Below are 21,000 nucleotides of genomic sequence, written 5' to 3'. Positions count from 1 at the left end.
CAAATAAAACAAAAAATGATTAAAAAGGCCTCTGTCGGATTACTGGTTGTAGCAATGTCTATGACCTCATGCGTGTCCAAGAAAATTTACAACGATCTTGAAACCAAATATTCGGATCTGAAAAAAGAAAATCGTTCCATTACGGATGAAAATGAGAGTTTGCAGAAATCAAAAAATCAGTTAGAACTTGATCGTGATGCTTTAACAAAAGATTTAAATGCAACTAAAACGGATCTTGAAAAACAAAAAGCAGATCTGGCTGCTCAACAGAAAAAATACAAAGTACTTCAGGATTCTTATAATGCCTTGGAGAAAAACAGCAACGATGCTTTAGAAAGTAATATGGCTAAAAACCGTGAACTTTTGGCACAGCTGGAAGCGAAATCTAAAAAATTGGCCGATGAGCAGGCTCGTTTGGATAAAACAGCAAATCGTCTGAACGAATTGGAAGCAATGATCGCAGCAAAAGAAGAAGCAATGCGTAAATTGAAAGAGACGCTGTCGAAAGCTTTAAACGGTTTTGAAGGCAAAGGATTGACGGTAGAACAGAAAAACGGAAAAGTATATGTTTCGATGGAAAACAAACTGCTTTTTAATTCAGGAAGCTGGGCCGTTGGTACCGAAGGTAGAAAAGCTGTAGTGGAACTTGGAAAAGTGTTAGGGGATAATCCCGATCTTTCGGTTTTAATTGAAGGACATACTGATGATGATCCTTACGCAGGTTCAGGACCGATTGCCAACAACTGGGATTTGTCTACCAAAAGAGCCACTGCCATTGTGAACATTCTAAGTGAAAATACTAAAATCAATAAGCAAAAATTAACGGCAGCAGGCCGTAGCGAATTTTCTCCTCTGGCAAGTAATGCTACTCCGGAAGGAAAAGCAAAAAACCGTCGTATCGAGATCATTTTAACGCCAAGATTGGACGAGATTGCGGAGATGCTTAATAGTATAAATTAAGACGCTAAGGTTCTAAGGGGCTAAGTCTCTAAGATTAAAAAAAAAAGGTTCAAAGTTTTTACTTTGAACCTTTTTTAATTGTTTACAATTTAGCTTTAATGTTTACGGTATAATCTTCGACCTGTCCATACTGAAAAGTTCCACAACCGGTTCCAAAAGGTGGGTCGGTAACAGGTGTACCGGGCAGAGATAATATACTTCTCATCTCAATCCTCATTCTGGTAGAACCTAGCGATGCTGTGGAGGGGATGGTAATTGTTCCGCTTACAGGATCAGTACCTTGTTTACTTTTCCAGACTGTTTCTCCCGGATCGGTGAAATCGCCATCTTGATTGTAATCGATGTAGACAAAAAATTGTACGCCAAAGCCATCTTTTCCATATTGACTGTAAAGACCAGGTGTAAGTGAAATAGTATTGCTTGAGCCTAATGCGAAATTGCCAGATATGTTAGTGAAATCTTCATAACCTCCTTTGCCTGTTGAAGCATTGGTGATACTGCCAAAAACGACTTTATCTAATCGCTCTTCACTAGTTATAATCCCTGCTGATTCACAATACTTAGGTGGTACTGATACTACCGGATCTTGTTTTACTTCTTCTTTTACTTGTTCTGGAGGTGTTTTAGTGTTTTCTTCAGTTGAACATGCAAAAAATGAGAAGGTCAGAATTCCCAGAATAATTTTTTTCATTTTGTTTGGGGTTTAAGGTGTTAAAAATTTATAAGACAATTGTTGTTCAGAGCAACTGTATGTTGCTGTGAGCAAGTAAATTTATAGAGACTATTCTTATACATTCTTTTAAAAGAAATGTCTGGTTGATGACTTGTAACAATTGGAGCGTTGCAGGTGGCAAAAGGTAAAATCTAACCTTATCTTTTTTTTAACTTTTGAGAGATTTTCATTTGAAGAATCGCTTCGTATCTTTGAGTTTTAATAGTCGAATGCTGAAAGCTTAAAATCGTAGCAATTCGGCTCCTTAGTAACTTAGAGCCTTAAGAAGAAATGAAATACACCACTTTACCCCATACCGACATAAAAGTTAGTAAAATCAATCTCGGAACGATGACTTTCGGGCAACAGAATACAGAAGCCGAAGGGCATCAGCAAATGGATTATGCATTGGAGAGAGGCGTTAATTTTTTTGACACAGCCGAAATGTATTCCGTTCCCGCACGTGAAGAAACTTACGGAAGTACAGAGAAAATTATAGGAACCTGGTTCAAGAAATCGGGAAATCGTGACAAAGTGGTATTGGCTACCAAAATTGCCGGTCCAAATCCTGCGTTCACGTACATGCGTGAAAAAGGTGATTTCTCACCAGCGAGCATCAAATATGCTTTAGAGAACAGTTTAAGACGTCTGCAAACCGATTATATCGATTTGTATCAGATGCATTGGCCGGAGCGAAAAACCAATTGTTTTGGACAACGTGCTTTTAACGGTCACGACGATGTTTGGGAAGACAACTTTAGAGAAGTACTAGAAACATTTGACGGCTTAATTAAAGAAGGTAAAATAAAACATATTGGAGTTTCGAATGAAAATGCCTGGGGAATGATGCGCTTTTTAGAAGAAAGCAAATACCAGAACCTTCCAAGAATTAAAACAGTTCAAAATCCGTACAGTTTGCTGAATCGTCTTTTTGAAGTAGGTTCTGCCGAAGTTTCAAAGTATGAAAACGTGGGATTGTTGGCTTATTCTCCTTTAGCCTTTGGAGTTTTGACGGGTAAATTTTTAACCGGAGAAGCGCATCCAAATGCCAGAATTAATCTTTTTCCGCAATATACACGTTACAACAGTGCACAAAGTACACAGGCCACAAAGTTATATCAGGAAATCGCGATTAAACATGGTTTGACCTTAACTCAATTAGCGATGGGATTTGTGTTACAGCAGCCATTTTTAACAAGCGCTATTATTGGTGCCACAACTATGGAGCAGCTAAAAGAAAATATTGATACGATTGATGTAGTGTTGTCAGAAGAAATTATAGCCGAAATTAATGCTGTTCAGGCCATAATTCCTGATCCGGCTCCTTAATTAGTACTACTAAATTAAACACAAATTCCACAAATTAACACGGATTGAACTCGTGTTAGTTTGTGGAATTTTTATGTAGAGGATAAGTGATTTTAAGCCTAAAATTAGTGCCAATCCATGAAATCCGTGTTTTACAGGTCAAATTCGTCTTCAATCGCCAAAGAATCATTCTTCACCACTGTAGAATCGGGAGCTTTAATTCTTATCAGGGAACGCGCATTTCCCGAGATGTAAACGGGTAATTGTCCAAGCGTATCTTCAGGAACCAACAAACCTCTTCGGAACATTAAATTCTTCAGGAATTTTTGATTTTTCAATGCGTAATCCCTTAAATTGCCTTGATCATTAAATTGATACATGAATTTTCGGGGTTTCGGAATAATTGTCGCTAAGTACAGACATTCATCAACATTCAAATTAGCGGGGCTTTTCTGGAAGTAAAAATGACTTGCTTCTCCAATCCCGTACACATTAGGTCCCCATTCGATAATGTTGAAATAAACTTCCAGCATTCTTTCTTTGCTTACAACGCGATTGTTCTCTAAAATGTATACCAGTAAAATTTCTTCGAGTTTGCGTGAAAGTGTTTTTTCTCTGGTCAGGAAAACATTTTTAATCAGCTGCATGCTAATGGTGCTTGCGCCGCGTGAGAATTTTTTGGTTCTGATGTTTTTTAAAATGGATTGTTTAAAAGCTTCATTGATAAAACCACGATGCGAAAAGAACGACGGATCCTCAGTCGTCAGAACACATTTTCGTAAATAAGGTGAAATTTGATCTAAAGGCGTATAGTTAGGGTTTGCATTTCCAACCAAAACCGGGCGTTGCAGCACATTTTGAATAATAGCGCGATAAACAAACTCTCCATTCAGCTTGTTTAGATCTGCCTCGCCGTATTTCGTGATTTTTAAACCTTCTTTGTTGAGTTTACTATCAAAAACCAAAGCATTCGGTTTGTTTTTATTGAATTTAAAATCGAGTTTGTAGTCAAAACTTCCGGCAGCTTCCATTCCTTCAAAATGGGTAAACAAACCTTCCGGCAGAGAAACAATAAAATCTTGTGCCTGCATTTTAGGAATGTTTACCTTTAAAGTATAAACGGTATCCTTCTCAGTGTCATAAGAAACATAAGGATGCAGTTTGATTTTATTCAACTGCATGGTCGAAGTGCTGTCGATCGAAATAAAACTATCTCCCAGTAAGAAACGATAATCAAAACGGGCATTTTTAATCACAACATCTTTGCTGGCAATTTTCGGATGATTGATTTTTAAATTAGTGATAGACGTATAACCGTCAAGATGTAATTCGCTGCCGTCTTTTTCAATATTCTGAACATTCAGGCGAATCGAATCAAAGCTCGCTTTTAAGTTGTAGCGTTCGTCTAAGTACGGAACACGAATGGCTCCGGTATCTAGGTTAAAAAAACGAATGTCAGCTTTTTTATTTCTCGGATCGGCAAAGCCTTTAATGTTCCATCGCTGATCAAAATCTTTGCTTTGAACATGAAGGTTGGTTTCAAGCTGTTTGTTGTCTAAAACCAGTTTGTTGATGGCTACAGACGTTTTTTTGCCATTGTCGTCGATTCTGAAATTTAAATTCTCAAGCTTCATATCGGTCGGAACCAGATTTAATAGTTTCGAAATGATGCGATAAGCAAAGGAAGCGTATTTGCGCTTTTCGTTTTTGTCTGAATCTGATTTGTCTTTTTTTAAGAAAGCATCAAAATTGCGAACATTTCCTTTTTTAACCAGTTGAATGTAGCCGTTGTTGACTTTTAAAGTTCCAATTTGAACATCACCAATCAATAAATTGGCAAGACTGATGCTGGTTTCTATTTTTTGAATATGACAAAGTGTGTCGGCATTTTTAGGAACCAGAATAACGTTGGTTAATTTTATGCCGGACAAACCGTCAAATGAAGCTGATTTTACGGAAAATGTACTGTTGTATTCCGTATTCATTTTGTGAGTTACTTTAGCGATAGCTTGTTTGAGAAGTGAATCGCGAAAAAAGTAAAATCCTAAAAAAAGCACTACCAATACCAGGGCAAGTATCAGAAGTGCTTTTGCTATTTTTTGTTTTGGAAATCTCATAGGTAGGTTGATAAAAATTAACCAAAAAGAATACTGGCCACATCTTCGATTTTAGCCACCAATTCAATTTTGATTCCTATATTTTTTAACGCAATTTTATTGTATTTGGATACAAAGATAGTGGTGAATCCAAGTTTTTCAGCTTCCTGAATACGTTGGTCGACACGATTTACCGGGCGAATTTCACCTGAAAGTCCAACCTCTCCGGCAAAACAGAAACCTTTGGTTACCGGGATGTCTTCGTTGGAAGATAAAATTGCGGCAACAACAGCTAAATCAATTGCGGGGTCATCGACAGAAATTCCGCCTGTAACGTTCAAAAAGACATCTTTCGCTCCTAAACGAAATCCGGCTCTTTTTTCGAGAACCGCCAGAATCATGTTTAGCCTTTTGGCATTGTAACCGGTTGTGCTTCTTTGCGGAGTTCCGTAAACTGCGGTACTAACTAAGGATTGTATTTCGATCATCAAAGGACGCATGCCTTCAAGTGTGGTCGCAATTGCTGTTCCTGATAATTCTTCGTCTTTATGAGAGATTAAAATTTCGGAAGGGTTGGATACCTCGCGTAAACCACTGCCCAGCATTTCGTAAATTCCTAATTCGGCAGTGGAACCAAAACGGTTTTTTAACGAACGTAAAATTCGGTACACATGATTACGATCGCCTTCAAACTGTAAGACCGTATCGACCATGTGTTCGAGGATCTTAGGTCCGGCAATATTTCCGTCTTTTGTGATATGTCCGATCAGAATAACCGGAATATTAGTTTCTTTGGCAAATTTGATGAGTTCCGCAGTGGTTTCTCGGATTTGAGAAATACTTCCTGCAGTAGATTCAATATAATCGGTATGTAAAGTCTGAATCGAATCGATAATTACAATTTCAGGCTGTATGGCTTCAATTTGTTTGAAGATATTCTGCGTTTTAGTTTCCGTCAAAATGTAGCAATTGTCACTGTTAGGAGTGATTCTCTCCGCGCGCATTTTGATTTGCTTCTGACTTTCCTCGCCGGAAACGTATAAGGTTTTGTAAGGTAATTTAAGTGAAATTTGGAGCAAAAGCGTACTTTTTCCAATACCTGGTTCACCTCCTAAAAGCGTTAAGGATCCCGGGACAATCCCGCCTCCCAAAACACGGTTTAATTCACCATCAGTAGTATTCATTCGAATTTCCTGTGCCGAATCAATTTCGTTAATTTTTAAAGGACGTGGCGCTTTACCATTTGAAGTAGGTTCGCTTTTCCAGGCGACCTTTTCTTGCTTCTGGATAATTTCTTCGGCAATAGTATTCCATTCTTTGCAGGCATTGCATTGCCCTTGCCATTTGGCATATTGAGTTCCGCAGTTCTGGCAAAAAAAGGAAGTTTTAACTTTTGACATTATTTGGTGGTTTTTGCTAATGCATTCATCTGGTCCATTTTCTCGTACATCAAATCTTTATTCAAATCACCTATTGGTTCCATTTGAGAAGCATTTTGGTATTTTTTAGAAGCTCTTTTAGGATCTCCCATTTTTTCGTACATCAGTCCTAATTCATATTCTCCCAACATGGCTTTCGGATAGTTTACGTTTCCAATTTCAGCCATTTTGCCTAATTCGTCGTAAGCATTCTTTTTTAGAATAAGATTTTCAATTACTTTGAAATCACTTATTCTCACCGGTATTTGAACCCCCAGAACTTTAGACATCGTATTGTATTTGTTTTCTAAATAATCAGCATATCCGGTTTCCAGAACGGCAATTTTATTGTTGTATTCGAAGGAATTAATAGGCTTGTAAACATCGAAAATTTGATATAAGGCACTTGGAATTGCATGTAAAACCTGAGTGTAATGAGTGGTGCCTTTAAATAAATCGTATTTGTAACTTACTAACGGATTATTGGCAATTTTTATATTGCTGTCTAGCTTTTCGATAGGTTCTTTGAGTTTTTTATTGTCTCCATCGGCTGCAGAAAGATAATAGAATACTGGTTCTGTAACTTTGGCAAGTTTCTCAGGCACTCTAATTTCCATTTTATTAGCGAGTTCAGGACTAAAAGCAATGTAAGCATTAAAAAGAGGCTGCTCTTTGTAAAGGTAAAAATTAATGAAACTGGCGGTTACATCATGACCGGCAATAATTCTGAAAGGCGAGGTACGGTATTTTTTCTCAATATAAGGAACTAATTCAGCTCCCACAAATTCAAAAAAGTTGGCTCCTTTTTCAAATGGCAGTCCGGTATTTTGATCAATAGTAGTATCGTCTTCGCGTTCGTCGTTTTTGTTTTGATGGACGCCAATAATGATCATCTCAGGTAAGTCTCCCCAATACGTGCCATAACTTACAGCGCCGGAAAAAGGATCGAATAAATAATCGCCATCCAGTAGGTATAAAACAGGATATTTTTTATCGGGATTGGCTTCGTAAGATTCCGGAAGTCCAATGGTTATTCTTCGTTCTTCTCCGAGCTTTTCGGATTTAATGTTGTCGAATTTTTTCTGCGAAAAGACAGAAAATGAAATTAAAGTAATAAGTAGGTAAACTTTTTTCATGAGTTGGGCATTTCAGTGAGTTAAAAAGTATTGAAATAATGTAGCAATATAACATTTTATTTGCTCTTTTATTATTGTAGGAATTTTAAAAACAGCAAGACGCTTTTGTTATTAAAGTCAATATTGAATTTAAACCAATAAAATAGTGTTTGTGTCAATTGGGAGTTGAACAAACTAAGTCGAATAAAGTGTAAAAGGAAAAACTAGGTTAACGAATTATCGTTTTCATTTGGGAAAATGATCCATGGTTTGAACGTTTTAGCTTCTTCAAACTCCAGGGTAGCATAAGAGATGATAATGATAATGTCGTCTTTTTGAACCTTTCTCGCGGCAGGTCCGTTCAGAGTAATTTCTCCTGAATTTTTCTCTCCTTTGATTGCGTAAGTTTCAAAACGTTCGCCATTATTGATGTTTACAATTGCTACTTTCTCGCCTTCAATGATGTTTGAAGCTTCCAGTAAAGTTTCATCAATAGTAATGCTGCCAATATAATTTAAATCAGCGCCGGTCACTTTTACTCGATGAATTTTAGATTTTATAACTTGAATTTGCATGGTGCAAAGGTAAATTAATTTAATGAAATGGTGTCAATCAACCTGATAGAATTAACAAATACCGCTATAAAGGCACGGTAGTTTTTGTCTTTATTTTTATGTTCTATAGGTAATAATGTAGATTCGTCAGCAATGACGAAATATTCGAGTTCAAATCTTTCGTTGTCTTTGAAAGAATTTTCGACAAACTGAATCGTTTCTTCAGGAGTGTCTTTCTGAAATATTTCTTTTGCTTCGGTAAGTACCTTGAAAATTATGGATGCTTCTTTACGTTCATCAGCAGTTAATCGCTCGTTTCGGGAGCTCATGGCAAGTTGGTTGTCTTCTCTAAAAATAGGACAGCCCACAACATTTACGGGTAAATGATTTTTTTCGACCATTTTTTTAACAATCTGCAGCTGCTGAAAATCTTTTTCTCCAAAGTAAGCATTGGTAGGAGTTACGATTTCGAACAAACGTTTTACGATGGTTCCGACTCCGTTAAAATGACCAGGTCTGAATTTTCCTTCCATCTGATTTTCTAAACCGTCAAAATCAAAAGCTTCAGAAACAGTATGTCCTTCATAGATATCTTCTACGCTAGGAGCATATAGAATCATTTTGTCGCTTAAACCTCTCATTTTCTTTACATCTTCTTCTAAAGTACGTGGATATTTTTCGAGATCTTCGGGGTTGTTGAACTGAGTTGGGTTCACAAAAATACTCACAACGGTATCGTCATTTTCTTTCAGTGATCTTTGCATTAAAGCCAGATGCCCTTGGTGTAAAGCTCCCATAGTGGGTACAAATCCAATAGTGGAATTTGCGGTTTTGATAGTTTTCAAATAGGCTATCAAAGCTACTTTACCGTAGAAAATATGCATGGCAGTATTATTAAAATTTACTGCAAACATAATATATTAGTTAATAACTGCATAAAATTTTGTAATTTTGCAACGTTTTTATTACCAAAAATTAAGTAAAATACTATTATGAAAGATAAGAGGATATTATATGTATCATCTGAAGTCGTGCCTTATCTGGCTGAAAATGAGGTTTCTTTAATGTCTTATGACGTTCCGAAAATGATTAACGATCAAGGAGGTCAGATTAGAATTTTCATGCCAAGATATGGAAATATTAATGAGAGAAGACACCAGTTACACGAAGTAATTAGACTTTCAGGAATGAACTTGGTAGTGAATGACTTAGATATGCCATTGATTATTAAGGTTGCTTCCATTCCGAAAGAAAGAATTCAGGTTTACTTTATTGATAATGATGAATATTTTAAACGTAAAGCAACTTTTGCCGATGAAGACGGGGTTTTGTATCCGGATAATGACGAAAGAGCTATCTTTTTTGCAAAAGGAGTTGTTGAAACCGTAAAAAAACTAAACTGGGTTCCGGATATTATTCATGTTCACGGGTGGTTGGCTTCGATGTTGCCTATTTACATGAAGCACTATTATAAAAATGAAGCTTTATTTTCTGAAACTAAGATCGTAACCTCTGTTTACGGACAATCTTTTGATGAGAATCTGGATTTAGAAATGATTAATAAAGTAAAATTTGACGGAGTTCCGCATGAATCAGTTGCTGATCTGGAAACCCCTAACTACGAAAATATCCTAAAAGCCAGTATATTGCATTCTGATGCTGTAATTATAGCTTCTGAGCATGTATCGCCAAGTTTAACAAAATTTATAGAATCTTCAGGAAAACCTTTTTTACCTTTCGCCACGAAAGATGCATTCGCTGAAGCGTATACAAATTTCTATAAAACAATGGGTCTCTAAATTTAAACTTTATTATTACACATGTACAATACTTCTTTTGTTAAGAAAATACTATTAGTTGCAACAGTTGTCCTTTTATATTCTTGCGATAAAGATTTTAATGCGATTGGTGATGGTTTGATCGGAGACGATCATTTTGGTCTGGAATCTGAAAAATATGAAGTTTTAGCTTATAATCAGGAAGTAACCCCAATTCAGTCAAACGGATCGGTAAATTATGGTTTAGGTATTTACGATAATGCAGTTTTTGGTAGTTCCGCTGCCAGTTTTGTGACTCAGGTTAGTTTGGATACGTATGCACCTACGATTGGTGATGCACCTGAAATAGTAAGTGTGGTGCTTAGTGTTCCTTACTTTAATCATGTAAAAACAGCAAACAGTGACGGAAGCCGAACTTTTGTACTGGATTCTATTTACGGAGCGTCTAATGGTAAAATTAAATTAGGGGTTTATGAGTCAGGGGTTCAAATGCGTAGCTCTTATTTTGACGGAGGAGCTCAATTTGCACAGTTGTATAATACAGATATGGATACAGATACAGGCGTAGCGGATTATATCAATTTTGATAAATCTAAAAAACCTTATGTCGCTACCGGGAAGCCTTTAAATGATGATCCTAACATAGCACAAAATGATGAATTTTTCTTCAATGCGAGTGAGATCACAGATGTAAGTACTGATCCTACAACAGGTAAAGAAACGAGTACTAAAGTTGCCCCTGAAATGCGCTTGAATCTGAATAAAGCTTTCTTTTTAGATAAAATTCTTAAAGCTCCGGCTGCAAAACTGGCCTCTGCCGATGTTTTTCAGGAGTATTTTAGAGGATTGTATTTTAAAGTAGAACGTTCAGGTAGTAGCCCGGCTAATATGGCTTTGCTGAATTTTGCAACAAATGGTAAAATTACGATTAAGTACAAGGCTAAGACGGCTATAACAACAGATCCTGAGGATACAAAGGAGGATAAGACTTTAACGATTAAGTTAACAGGTGCTTCGGCAAGTTTGCTTAAAGAAGCAAAAGATCCTGCTTATGCCAGTGCAATAACTAATCCGAATAAGACGAGCGGAGATGATAGACTTTATTTAAAAGGAGGGCAAGGATCGTTAGCAGTACTGGAACTGAATGGTTTTGGTGCTAAGCTGGATGAAATCAGAACAAAAAAGTGGTTAGTGAATGAGGCTAATTTAGTTTTTTCTATCGATGCAGATAAAATGACGGGATCTTATGAGCCTAAGCGAATTTATTTGTATAATCTGGATGATAATGTGCCTATTGTAGATTACGTTTCCGATGGAACTTCTTCTTCTAATCCGTTATTAAATAAGGCAATATATAGTGGGATTATTAATGTAGATCCTACAACCAAAAGAGGTACTACCTATAAAATTAGATTAACCAATCATATTCGTAATATGATTAAGAATGCAACTGTGAAAAACGTAAAGTTAGGTTTGGTGGTGACAGGTGATGCAAGCACAATAGCTTCTAACAAATTGAAACTAAAAAACAACGTTATCTCAGAGGCACCTAGAGCCTCCGTTATTAGTCCATTAGGGACGGTATTATTTGGAGGCACTTCAAGTGCAACTATTCCAGCAGGGAAGAAGTTACAGCTTGAAGTTTACTACACGAAACCAAATTAATAATTAATATATGTGTGGAATTGTTGGATATATCGGTCATCGAGAGGCTTATCCTATTGTAGTCAAAGGATTGAAGCGACTCGAGTACAGAGGATATGACAGTGCCGGTGTTATGTTGTATGACACTGAATCAGGGATAAAACTTTGTAAAACAAAAGGGAAGGTTTCGGATCTTGAGGTTAAAGCCAAAGAGAACTTAGACGCAACCGGAAGCATAGGAATTGGACATACACGTTGGGCAACTCATGGAGTTCCAAATGATGTAAACTCGCACCCGCATCTTTCTAACTCAGGAGAGTTGGTTATAATTCATAATGGAATTATTGAGAATTATGCACCGCTAAAAGAAGAATTAAAAAAGAGAGGTTATACTTTTAAATCAGATACAGATACCGAAGTTTTAGTGAACTTAATTGAAGAAGTTCAGAAAAATGAAGGTTTGAAATTGGGTAAAGCAGTTCAGATTGCTTTAAATCAGGTAGTAGGAGCTTACGCAATTGCTGTTTTTGATAAAAAGAACCCAAATGAAATTGTAGCTGCAAGATTGGGTAGTCCATTGGCAATTGGTGTTGGAGAAGGAGAGTATTTTATTGCCTCTGATGCTTCGCCTTTTATTGAGTACACTTCAAATGCGATCTATCTTGAAGATGGTGAAATGGCAAACATTAGATTGCATAAACCTCTTAAAGTTAGAAAAATTAAAGATGATTCATTAGTGGATCCTTACATTCAGCAGCTTCAAATGAATTTGGAGCAAATTGAAAAAGGAGGTTATGATCATTTCATGTTGAAAGAGATTTACGAGCAGCCAAGTGTTATAAAAGACACGTACAGAGGAAGACTTCATGCAAATGAGGGAATCGTTCAGATGGCTGGTGTTGAAGATAATTTAGAGAAATTCTTAAACGCAAAACGAATTTTAATCGTTGCTTGTGGCACTTCATGGCATGCTGGTTTAGTTGCTGAATACATTTTTGAAGAATTTACCCGTATTCCCGTTGAAGTGGAATACGCATCAGAATTCAGATACCGTAATCCAATTATAAACAAAGACGATGTGGTAATTGCAATTTCTCAATCAGGAGAAACCGCAGATACTATGGCGGCTATTAAGTTGGCGAAAGAAAACGGGGCGTTTGTTTTTGGAGTTTGTAATGTCGTAGGTTCTTCTATTTCAAGAGAAAGTCATGCAGGTGCTTATACGCATGCAGGACCAGAAATTGGAGTAGCATCTACTAAAGCCTTTACCACTCAAATTACAGTTTTAACTATGATCGCATTGCGATTGGGTAAAGCAAAAGGAACGTTATCAAATACTGATTTCCATACCTATTTACAAGAGTTAGAGATCATCCCTGAAAAAGTAGCAGAAGCATTAGAGACGAACGACCGAGCAAAAGAAATTGCAGCAGCATTTAAAGATGCGCCAAATTGTTTGTATTTAGGACGTGGTTATAATTTCCCGGTGGCGCTTGAAGGAGCTTTGAAGCTTAAAGAGATTTCCTATATCCATGCTGAAGGTTACCCAGCGGCCGAAATGAAGCACGGGCCAATCGCTTTGATTGACGAGCACATGCCGGTTATCGTTATTGCGCCTAAGCAAGGGCATTACGATAAAATTGTAAGTAACATTCAGGAAATCAAATCCAGAAGCGGTAAAATCATTGCTGTAGTTACTAAAGGTGATACACAGGTTCGCGAATTAGCTGATTATGTAATTGAGATCCCTGAGACTTCAGATGCATTGTCTCCACTGATCACGACTATACCTTTACAATTGCTTTCGTATTACATCGCAGTAATGAGAGGTTGTAATGTTGATCAGCCTCGTAATTTGGCAAAATCGGTGACGGTAGAATAGAATAATTTATTAAAAACATATAAATGTTTAGAAATGCGAGGCTTAGGTCTCGCATTTTTTTTGCTTGTTTTTTGTAGGAGGGGGATTGCAGTTCTATATTTGCAAAAAATTCGTTAAAAGCGATTCTATGAAAAAACTATTACTTTTTATTGGTCTTCAATTTTGTTTATTGGCCACTGCGCAGCAAAAAATTACTTTTAATTATGATGCGGCAGGAAATCAAATTCTTAGAGAATTGTGTTTGTCCGGTTGCTCTCAGTCTGCTAAGAAGGTAGAAGACGTTAAAGAAATTGAGGCATTGACTGAGGATGATTTGTTAAAGTTTTCCCCCGAAGATGTGATCTCTTATTATCCTAATCCTGTAAAAGAAGAACTTTATTTGCAATGGCAGTTAGGGGAGGAGAATTATGTGACTTCTGTTCAGGTGTATAATACCGTGGGACAGATACTACAGACTTACGGAGGAAACGAAAGAAGGAATAGTTTAAATATTCCTTTTCAAAATTACCCTGGAGGAGTTTATCTTGTTTTGCTTTCTTATAAAGACGGAGGAGAGAAATCGATTAAAATTATCAAGCAATAAAAATCATATGAAGCAATTTTACCTTTTCATTTTAATTATAATTACCAATTTAACTTTTTCTCAAAATTTCACAGATACCAAAGGAGAATTACAAATTTCGGCGGCAGGAACAGCGACATATAGTTTGCCTATTGCTACTCCTCCAAGTATAAAAAGCGTTGCGCCTATAATTAATCTTACTTACAGTAGTGGTGTAAGAGGTGGAATTGCAGGGCAAGGTTGGAGTATTAATAGCATCTCAACGATAAGCCGAATTGCTACTCGTAAGGACATTGATGGTTTTGTTGACGGAGTTGATTTTGATAGTTATGATAAGTTAGCCTTAGATGGTCAGCGTTTATTAATAAAAACGGGAACATATTGGGAAAATGGCTCTACTTATGAAACAGAATATAAGAGCAATACCAAAATTGAACTAAAAACCGAAGGTACAATCGTTTATTTTATCGTCACAGCTCCCGATGGATCACGAAGCTGGTACGGTTCTAAAGGTTCGGGAAGTTTGCAAAATTCAGTTTCGTTAAATGCTTGGTACATTGTTCACTATGAAGATGTGAATGGTAATTTTATAGATTATAATTATAAGACGGTTGCCTACGCTGGTACAAATCAGTTGTATATAGACAATATTGCTTTTAGTGGAAATACAATTGCAGGAATTGCTACTCAGAATAAAATCAGTTTTAATTATGAAGAAGCCGCTCGCGTTGAACGTGATTTTTTAAAAGGGACTTCGTTATATGCTACTCAGATATTAAAAAATATTGCAGTCTATGCAAATAATGCGACATTTAGAACATATGCACTAATGCATACAGAAGATTCTTTTGGCTATCAAAGAGTAAAAGAAATTCAGGAAATTAATGCGCAGGGAGAACCCTCAAATCCTGTCGTTTTTGAATATGATAAAACAACTGCTTCTACTACAAAAATAGAAAAACCATACATTAACAACCTTGATTTTGATGAAGCACAATTAGCTGGTGATTTTGATGGTGACGGAAGATTAGATTTTGTTGCCAATAATCAGGTTTATACAAACTTATTTGTTGGAAATAGTGGCAACACACCAATTAGCTTACCATTTGTTGTAAATAAAAACTCTTCTTTGGTGGCAACAACCATCTCTGATAATAAATTAAATCAATTTCAATCGATAGTAAATGCTAACGTTATTAATAAAACAGCTATTGAGTTTGATGTTTATAATTTGACCGAGGGAAGTATACAAAAAAAGTATACTAAAAGCATAGCGCTGGATTTAACGAAAAAGAAAGGGACTATAACAACGGCTAGTGGGTCAATGTTGGCCATAAAATGCTTAGAGGCATTTAAGAATTCAGATTTATGTGGAAATCCTATGGTTTCATATCAGGAGGGAGATTTTGATGGAAATGGCATAAGTGAGATACTTATTTTTAGGGATACTAATGAGTGTGATGCAAAAATACAGCAATTTGTTAGAGAGCCATCATACGTATTTAATCCGCAGGATTGTCCGATAACCATTACGGAGCGTAGTGGAACAGAATCATTTTATCTTTTAGACCTTGATCCCAATCAATCTACTGCTTTGGGCAGCAAAGGGTATATGACTGTATTAAGTAGTGATTTAGCAATTGATACGTTTTTAAATGTCAAATATGTTGGTGATTTTAATGGAGATAGTAAATCAGATATATTGCAAATCGGTCGAGATGGAAGCTATAGAATAATAGAAATCTCGAGAGCGGATAATTTTGCTTACACAAACTTACTAGGGTCGGGAGTTCTTGATAAATACTCTTTTTCGAAACAATTATTGCTTGGGGACTTTAACGGAGATGGAAAAACAGATATTATGATTCCTGATTCCGAAGGAGGTAAGGATCACGTAAAGTGGCATATTTACTACAGTAACCCAAATCCGGCAAAAGGAGATTTTTTTGTAAAAGAATCTCAAGATATAGTTGAATATCGTCCAGATACGAGCAAAGAAAGTAAACCCTATGATACACAGGTTCATTTTAGTAACTATTATGCGATGGACATAAATGGTGACGGAAAATCTGATTTAGTACGAGTGTGGAGGAAATATTTTAAAGTTGAAGGAAAAATTAATAATCACGATGCGGAGTGGGCGATATCTGCATTTACAAATAACGTTGGAAAAAGAAATACTTCGGGTTTTATGCAAACCTATGACTCGGGTATTTTTAGAAACGCTTCGCCGGTTTTGGGAATCCCTTTGGTTTCAAATTACAGATATGATGGGGCTAATACTGATTTAGTATTTGTAAGGGCAAAAAATAACATTGTGGAATATTACCAGTTCAATAAAAATGTTGATACCGAAAACAGATTAATAAGCGTAACAGAATCAAATGGAAACATAAAACAAACCATCGAGTATAAACCAATGGAAGCTGCAAACAGCAGTTTTGGAAATTCTTCAACTGATTTTTATTCTTCAGAGAATGGAGTAAATTATCCTAACATTGAGATTATAAGGAATTCTGGGGCTTATTTGGTTGCTAAGCTTACGGCAACAATCAATGGTGTTTCAAAGTATCAGGATTTTAGGTATAGAGGTTATGTGTCTAATTTTAATTATGGAACAGTTGGTTTTGTTAAAACCACCAGAAGCAGTTGGTATTTGAATAGCGGCGATGCTAAAATATGGACAACACAATTTAATGATGTTGCGCTAAGAGGTGCCAATACCATTACCTGGACTAGTACTGATGGAACGACTGTATTTAATACTACACCAACTAATTTACTGAGTACAAAGACTAATGAATTTGCTATTTATACGGAAGGAGCTCGAGATATTGTTTCATCACGTACGATTCCAAATACAATTACCATACAAGATCCTGTTACTGTTGGGCAAACGTATAAGGCCAGTGGTTCTATTACTTCCTTTTCAAAGGTAAATGATGATGTAGCAGTCATTTATCAGGCACCTGAAATAATGCTAAAACCTGGATTTGTTGCCAGTGCCAATAACAATAGTAAATTTACTGCTTCTCCCGGAACAGCTTCTCAGGGTGGGAGTGCTCCAAATTCAAATGGTAGTGTTTACAATGTTTTGCTTACCAAACAAACAACTATTGATCATATGACAGGGGTTAAAAACGAAACTTCTTTCAGTTATGACGGAACAGTTCAAAGTACTAATTATTTTGGTCTACAGGTGAGAAGCGTTTTAAAGCAGTATAGTGGCGGTACTTTGCAGGGAACTACTACTGTGGATACAGAATATGATAATAATCCTACTGGGGTTGGTAACACTTATTATGTAGGACGTCCTAAAAAGATCAATTCTTCGAAGACAGTTTATACGGGTGATAATCGTACCTCTGAGGAAAAGTATACCTACACCGGATCAAATTTAACAAGAACTGAAAAGAAAGGACATAATACCTATCCAATTATAGAGGATATGAGTTATGATGCATTAGGGAATTTATTAACTAAAACGGTTAGTGCTCCCGCGGCACCAACAGCTCCCGTACCAAGAACGATTGCCGATGAGTATGATAGTACAAAACGATTTGTAGTGAAGAAAACGGATCACCAGGGTTTTGTTACTAATTTTGTTTATAATGCTGTAGGACAGGTTACTAAATCAACAGATTATTTAGGAGTTGTTAACGATTATGCTTATGATAACTGGGGTAAATTAATTAGTACCACAATTCAGAACGTTTCTTCAACGCCTTTAGTCAGTACAGTTGGGTATACGAAATTGTCAGATGGGGGTTATAGCACCACATCAGTTAATAATACGGGTGCTGCAACGACCACTCGATATGATGTTTTAGGAAGAGCGGTTGTAACTTCTACGAAAGGTTTTGCATCTGGTTCTTGGGTATCCAAACAAATTGTTTATGACGGATTAGGAAGGAAAACCAAAGAAAGTGAGCCTTATTTTTCATCCCCGGGCCAGTGGACCCTTTACGAGTATGACTATTTAATGCGTCCTGAAAAAATAACATCACATACCGGAAAAGTGCAAAGTTTATCCTATTCAGGATTAACAACAACCAGTAACGATGATGGTAAGGTAACAACCATTACAGTTGATGCTTTAGGAAATAAAATACAAACAACTGATCCGGGTGGAGCCGTTAATTTTATTTATTATGCTGATGGACAGCTAAAAGAATCGGATTATCAGGGCAACAAAGTATCAATGTCGATAGACGGGTGGGGTAATAAAGTTGCCATGACTGATCCAAGTGCCGGGACGTATACCTACTCTTATGATGCTTTCGCACAAATTAAAACGGAGACTACACCAAATGGAACAACTGCTTACGTTTATGATTCTGCTGGAAAAATAACCGAAAAAACAATAGTTGGTAATAATACCAACAGTAAGACGACTTATGTTTATAATCCAACTACTAATTTAATAACGACAAGTACTTTTGTTAATAATCTGGAGGGGAATTCGATTACGAATTCATTTGAATATGATAGTTATAAAAGAGTTAGCAAAACAATCGAGAACACGCCTTATGCTACTTTCACCAAAGAAATTACTTATGATACATTTGGACGTGCAGATAAAGAAACAGCAATAGCAGCTATAGGAGGTAAATCAAGTTCAAAGAAGTTAAAACATACCTATCAGAATGGTTTCGCATGGCAAATTGTAGACGACGCTACGCAACAGGTATTGTGGCAGACCAATTCGCTAAACGAAAGAGGACAGTTAACAAATGCAAGTTTAGGAAACGGAATTGCCGTAAATAATAATTACGATCAATATGGTTATGCCTCACAGTTTAAGTGGGATAGAACGGTTGCCAATCCGGGGAACGTAATGACTCTGACAACCGCTTTTGAACCTAAAAGAGGGAATCTGACCAATAGAACGAATAACCTGTTTAATTGGAATGAAAACTTTACATATGACGAATTAGACCGATTACTGACCTATAATAATGCGCAGGGTCAGCAAGAAACACAGACTTACGATGCAAAAGGTAAAATTACCCAAAACAATTTGGGGACTTATAATTATACTGTAACTGGAAAAACATATCAAAATAACTCGATTACATTATCTACTCAGGCATTAGATTATTATAAAAACAGAGGTACAGGTGCCAATTCAGCTCCAAAGCTGGATTTAGATATTGCTTATAATACGTTTAAGAGCCCTGCAACTATTAAGGAACGTGGACGTGATGGAAATTATATCGAGTATCTTAGTTTTACCTATAATGATGGTAACGATCGCAGTACGATGTTTTATGGAGGAGGGCAAGAAGATAAATTGCTTCGTCCGCTTAGAAAACATTACTCGGGTGACGGGACTATGGAGATTAAAGAAAACCGAACTGCGGGTGTTCTAGAATTTGTAACCTACATTGGGGGAGATGGTTATAGTGCTCCCCTTGTAGTAAAAAGCGATGGAACAGCACAAAATTATTTATATTTACATAGAGATTATCAGGGCACTATCTTGGCAGTAACGGATAACAGTGGTTCAATTGTCGAAAAACGACTCTTTGATGCTTGGGGAGCGGTATTAAAAGTGCAAAACGGAGCTGGTACAGATTTAGGATTGTTGACTGTTTTGGATCGCGGTTATACGGGGCACGAGCATTTGCAGAGCATAGGGATTATCAATATGAATGGTCGTTTGTACGATCCGAAACTGCATCGTTTCCTACAACCGGATAATTTTATACAAGATCCAGCCAATACCCAGAACTACAATCGTTATGGGTATGTACTCAATAACCCATTGAAGTATACAGATCCGAGTGGAGAATATGCTGAAATAGGATTTTTAGCGGCAGTAGGTATTGGGGCAGCTATAGCAGCCGTAACTTACACTTTAACAGCCTTGCTAGCCGATGTGCCATTTAGCGTAGGAGGTTTGGTTAAGTCTACTTTTATTGGTGCGGCAAGTGCAGCAGTGACCTTTGGAATAGGAAGTGCAGCGGGTACAATTGGTAATTTTTATGTCAAGGCTGCGGTTAGCGCAGTTGCACATGGTACTTTTCAGGGAAGTATGACGGCAATTTCAGGAGGTAAATTTTGGAGTGGTTTTGCTGCAGGGGCTTTGAGTAGTATTGCGAGTAGTCTGTACCAAGGAGGAACCAATACTACTACAGTTGGCGGAAAAACCGTAGGTATTGCAGGTACCGGTTTTAATAGCATTGGTGATAATCTGGGAGATTTGGGCACAGTAGCTTTTGGTACTGTTGCCGGGGGAACAGGAGCTGCTTTAACAGGAGGTAATTTTTGGCAGGGGGCCGTTACAGGACTTGTGGTCAGTGGGCTGAATCATTTCGCACATATGATTAAGGAAAGAAATATGATAAGATCAAAATTGTCTGATCCTGATGGTCGCCCAGAAATTAATAAAAGTTCTGTTGCAAGTATAAAAAAGGAAGTACATAGTTTATTTACAAAAGACATGATAGATAATGAAAGTAGACCTCAGGTAATCGTTGGCGGAACTAATGGCTCTAAAAATGGTGATTTCGAATATGAAATGAGTGAAAATGGTAATGGTGGTAGTAAAACTATGATTAAATTTTATAATTCTGCTTTCAAGTCAAATTACATATTAGCAAGAACTATTCTGCATGAATATTATCATGCAGGAGATTTTTATTCAGGCAATGCTGGAATGGCAATGTATAATTTACGATATGTTAGCGGTTTGAAAGGTGATAGATTGCAAAATGCTTATACCGATTATTTTGAAAAAGGGGCGTTTAACTTTGTTAGAGGTCTAGGTGCTTCAAATGACAGTAATTATTTTTATGATCCTAAATTGTACCACAGATGAGAAATATATTAATGTTTATTTTCAGCCTTTCTGTATTAAATTTTTACTCACAGAAAAAAGATTTAACAATAACAGCAACATCGAACTCCGAGGCAGAAGTTGTTATAAGAATAATTAATAATACATCTAAAAATAAATATTTATTTTT

Annotated in this window: 13 protein-coding genes; 7 read left to right on the top strand and 6 right to left on the bottom strand. The window is 36.7% G+C overall.

Going from position 1 to position 21,000, the window contains the following annotated elements:
- The first annotated feature begins 15 nt into the window (after positions 1 to 15).
- Positions 16 to 960, top strand: a complete 945-nt coding sequence (locus tag B0A80_RS00440; protein ID WP_026109927.1) for an OmpA/MotB family protein — start codon at positions 16 to 18, stop codon at positions 958 to 960.
- A gap of 82 nt (positions 961 to 1,042) precedes the next feature.
- Here the strand turns inward: B0A80_RS00440 and B0A80_RS00435 are convergent, their stop codons facing one another.
- A complete protein-coding gene (locus B0A80_RS00435) occupies positions 1,043 to 1,651 on the bottom strand; it encodes a GEVED domain-containing protein (protein WP_089076044.1) in 609 nt (202 codons plus the stop codon).
- Positions 1,652 to 1,963: 312 nt separating this feature from the next.
- On the opposite strand from B0A80_RS00435, the gene B0A80_RS00430 reads away from it, so the two are divergent.
- Positions 1,964 to 3,001, top strand: a complete 1,038-nt coding sequence (locus tag B0A80_RS00430; RefSeq protein ID WP_026109928.1) for an NADP(H)-dependent aldo-keto reductase — start codon at positions 1,964 to 1,966, stop codon at positions 2,999 to 3,001.
- Positions 3,002 to 3,132: 131 nt separating this feature from the next.
- Here B0A80_RS00430 and B0A80_RS00425 read toward each other — a convergent pair whose 3' ends face one another.
- The 5 genes from B0A80_RS00425 to panC form a co-directional block, all read right to left on the bottom strand.
- Positions 3,133 to 5,097: a transglycosylase domain-containing protein gene (locus B0A80_RS00425; protein WP_089076043.1), complete on the bottom strand. Its 1,965-nt coding sequence runs from the start codon at positions 5,095 to 5,097 to the stop codon at positions 3,133 to 3,135.
- A 17-nt stretch (positions 5,098 to 5,114) separates the two neighbouring features.
- Positions 5,115 to 6,476: a DNA repair protein RadA gene (gene radA, locus B0A80_RS00420; RefSeq protein WP_017495918.1), complete on the bottom strand. Its 1,362-nt coding sequence runs from the start codon at positions 6,474 to 6,476 to the stop codon at positions 5,115 to 5,117.
- The gene (locus B0A80_RS00415; RefSeq protein WP_089076042.1) at positions 6,476 to 7,630 is read right to left on the bottom strand and encodes an alpha/beta hydrolase; all 1,155 of its coding nucleotides are present in this window, start codon (positions 7,628 to 7,630) and stop codon (positions 6,476 to 6,478) included. The genes radA and B0A80_RS00415 overlap by 1 nt, the downstream gene beginning before the upstream one ends.
- Before the next feature lie 203 nt (positions 7,631 to 7,833).
- Complete coding sequence (gene panD, locus B0A80_RS00410) at positions 7,834 to 8,184, bottom strand: aspartate 1-decarboxylase (protein ID WP_017495920.1); 351 nt, start codon at positions 8,182 to 8,184, stop codon at positions 7,834 to 7,836.
- A 14-nt stretch (positions 8,185 to 8,198) separates the two neighbouring features.
- Positions 8,199 to 9,077: a pantoate--beta-alanine ligase gene (gene panC / locus B0A80_RS00405; RefSeq protein WP_089076041.1), complete on the bottom strand. Its 879-nt coding sequence runs from the start codon at positions 9,075 to 9,077 to the stop codon at positions 8,199 to 8,201.
- Between the two features lie 78 nt (positions 9,078 to 9,155).
- On the opposite strand from panC, the gene B0A80_RS00400 reads away from it, so the two are divergent.
- The 5 genes from B0A80_RS00400 to B0A80_RS00380 all read left to right on the top strand — a co-directional run bounded on the left by B0A80_RS00400 (position 9,156) and on the right by B0A80_RS00380 (position 20,852).
- Positions 9,156 to 9,962 (top strand): glycogen/starch synthase, encoded by an 807-nt coding sequence (locus B0A80_RS00400; RefSeq protein ID WP_017495922.1) that lies wholly within the window; start codon positions 9,156 to 9,158, stop codon positions 9,960 to 9,962.
- A 21-nt stretch (positions 9,963 to 9,983) separates the two neighbouring features.
- Positions 9,984 to 11,606, top strand: coding sequence for a DUF4270 domain-containing protein (locus B0A80_RS00395; protein WP_089076040.1), 1,623 nt, complete (start codon positions 9,984 to 9,986; stop codon positions 11,604 to 11,606).
- Between the two features lie 10 nt (positions 11,607 to 11,616).
- Entirely contained in the window at positions 11,617 to 13,467 is a 1,851-nt protein-coding gene (gene glmS / locus B0A80_RS00390; protein ID WP_070906355.1) for a glutamine--fructose-6-phosphate transaminase (isomerizing), read from the top strand.
- Between the two features lie 127 nt (positions 13,468 to 13,594).
- Positions 13,595 to 14,050, top strand: a complete 456-nt coding sequence (locus B0A80_RS00385; RefSeq protein WP_089076039.1) for a T9SS type A sorting domain-containing protein — start codon at positions 13,595 to 13,597, stop codon at positions 14,048 to 14,050.
- A gap of 7 nt (positions 14,051 to 14,057) precedes the next feature.
- The gene (locus B0A80_RS00380; RefSeq protein WP_089076038.1) at positions 14,058 to 20,852 is read left to right on the top strand and encodes an RHS repeat-associated core domain-containing protein; all 6,795 of its coding nucleotides are present in this window, start codon (positions 14,058 to 14,060) and stop codon (positions 20,850 to 20,852) included.
- Positions 20,853 to 21,000: the final 148 nt, after the last annotated feature.

It is taken from the genome of Flavobacterium tructae (genome assembly GCF_002217475.1).
In the GTDB taxonomy this organism is placed as follows: domain Bacteria; phylum Bacteroidota; class Bacteroidia; order Flavobacteriales; family Flavobacteriaceae; genus Flavobacterium; species Flavobacterium tructae.
The sequence above is the reverse complement of the archived record's forward strand: the minus strand, read 5'-3'. Positions and strand labels throughout refer to the sequence as shown.

Bases quoted from the DNA above. Each gene is read 5' to 3' on its own strand.
- B0A80_RS00440 (WP_026109927.1), top strand. From the start codon at position 16: ATGATTAAAAAGGCCTCTGTCGGATTACTGGTTGTAGCAATGTCTATG.
- B0A80_RS00435 (WP_089076044.1), bottom strand. From the start codon at position 1,651: ATGAAAAAAATTATTCTGGGAATTCTGACCTTCTCATTTTTTGCATGT.
- B0A80_RS00430 (WP_026109928.1), top strand. From the start codon at position 1,964: ATGAAATACACCACTTTACCCCATACCGACATAAAAGTTAGTAAAATC.
- B0A80_RS00425 (WP_089076043.1), bottom strand. From the start codon at position 5,097: ATGAGATTTCCAAAACAAAAAATAGCAAAAGCACTTCTGATACTTGCC.
- radA (WP_017495918.1), bottom strand. From the start codon at position 6,476: ATGTCAAAAGTTAAAACTTCCTTTTTTTGCCAGAACTGCGGAACTCAA.
- B0A80_RS00415 (WP_089076042.1), bottom strand. From the start codon at position 7,630: ATGAAAAAAGTTTACCTACTTATTACTTTAATTTCATTTTCTGTCTTT.
- panD (WP_017495920.1), bottom strand. From the start codon at position 8,184: ATGCAAATTCAAGTTATAAAATCTAAAATTCATCGAGTAAAAGTGACC.
- panC (WP_089076041.1), bottom strand. From the start codon at position 9,077: ATGTTTGCAGTAAATTTTAATAATACTGCCATGCATATTTTCTACGGT.
- B0A80_RS00400 (WP_017495922.1), top strand. From the start codon at position 9,156: ATGAAAGATAAGAGGATATTATATGTATCATCTGAAGTCGTGCCTTAT.
- B0A80_RS00395 (WP_089076040.1), top strand. From the start codon at position 9,984: ATGTACAATACTTCTTTTGTTAAGAAAATACTATTAGTTGCAACAGTT.
- glmS (WP_070906355.1), top strand. From the start codon at position 11,617: ATGTGTGGAATTGTTGGATATATCGGTCATCGAGAGGCTTATCCTATT.
- B0A80_RS00385 (WP_089076039.1), top strand. From the start codon at position 13,595: ATGAAAAAACTATTACTTTTTATTGGTCTTCAATTTTGTTTATTGGCC.
- B0A80_RS00380 (WP_089076038.1), top strand. From the start codon at position 14,058: ATGAAGCAATTTTACCTTTTCATTTTAATTATAATTACCAATTTAACT.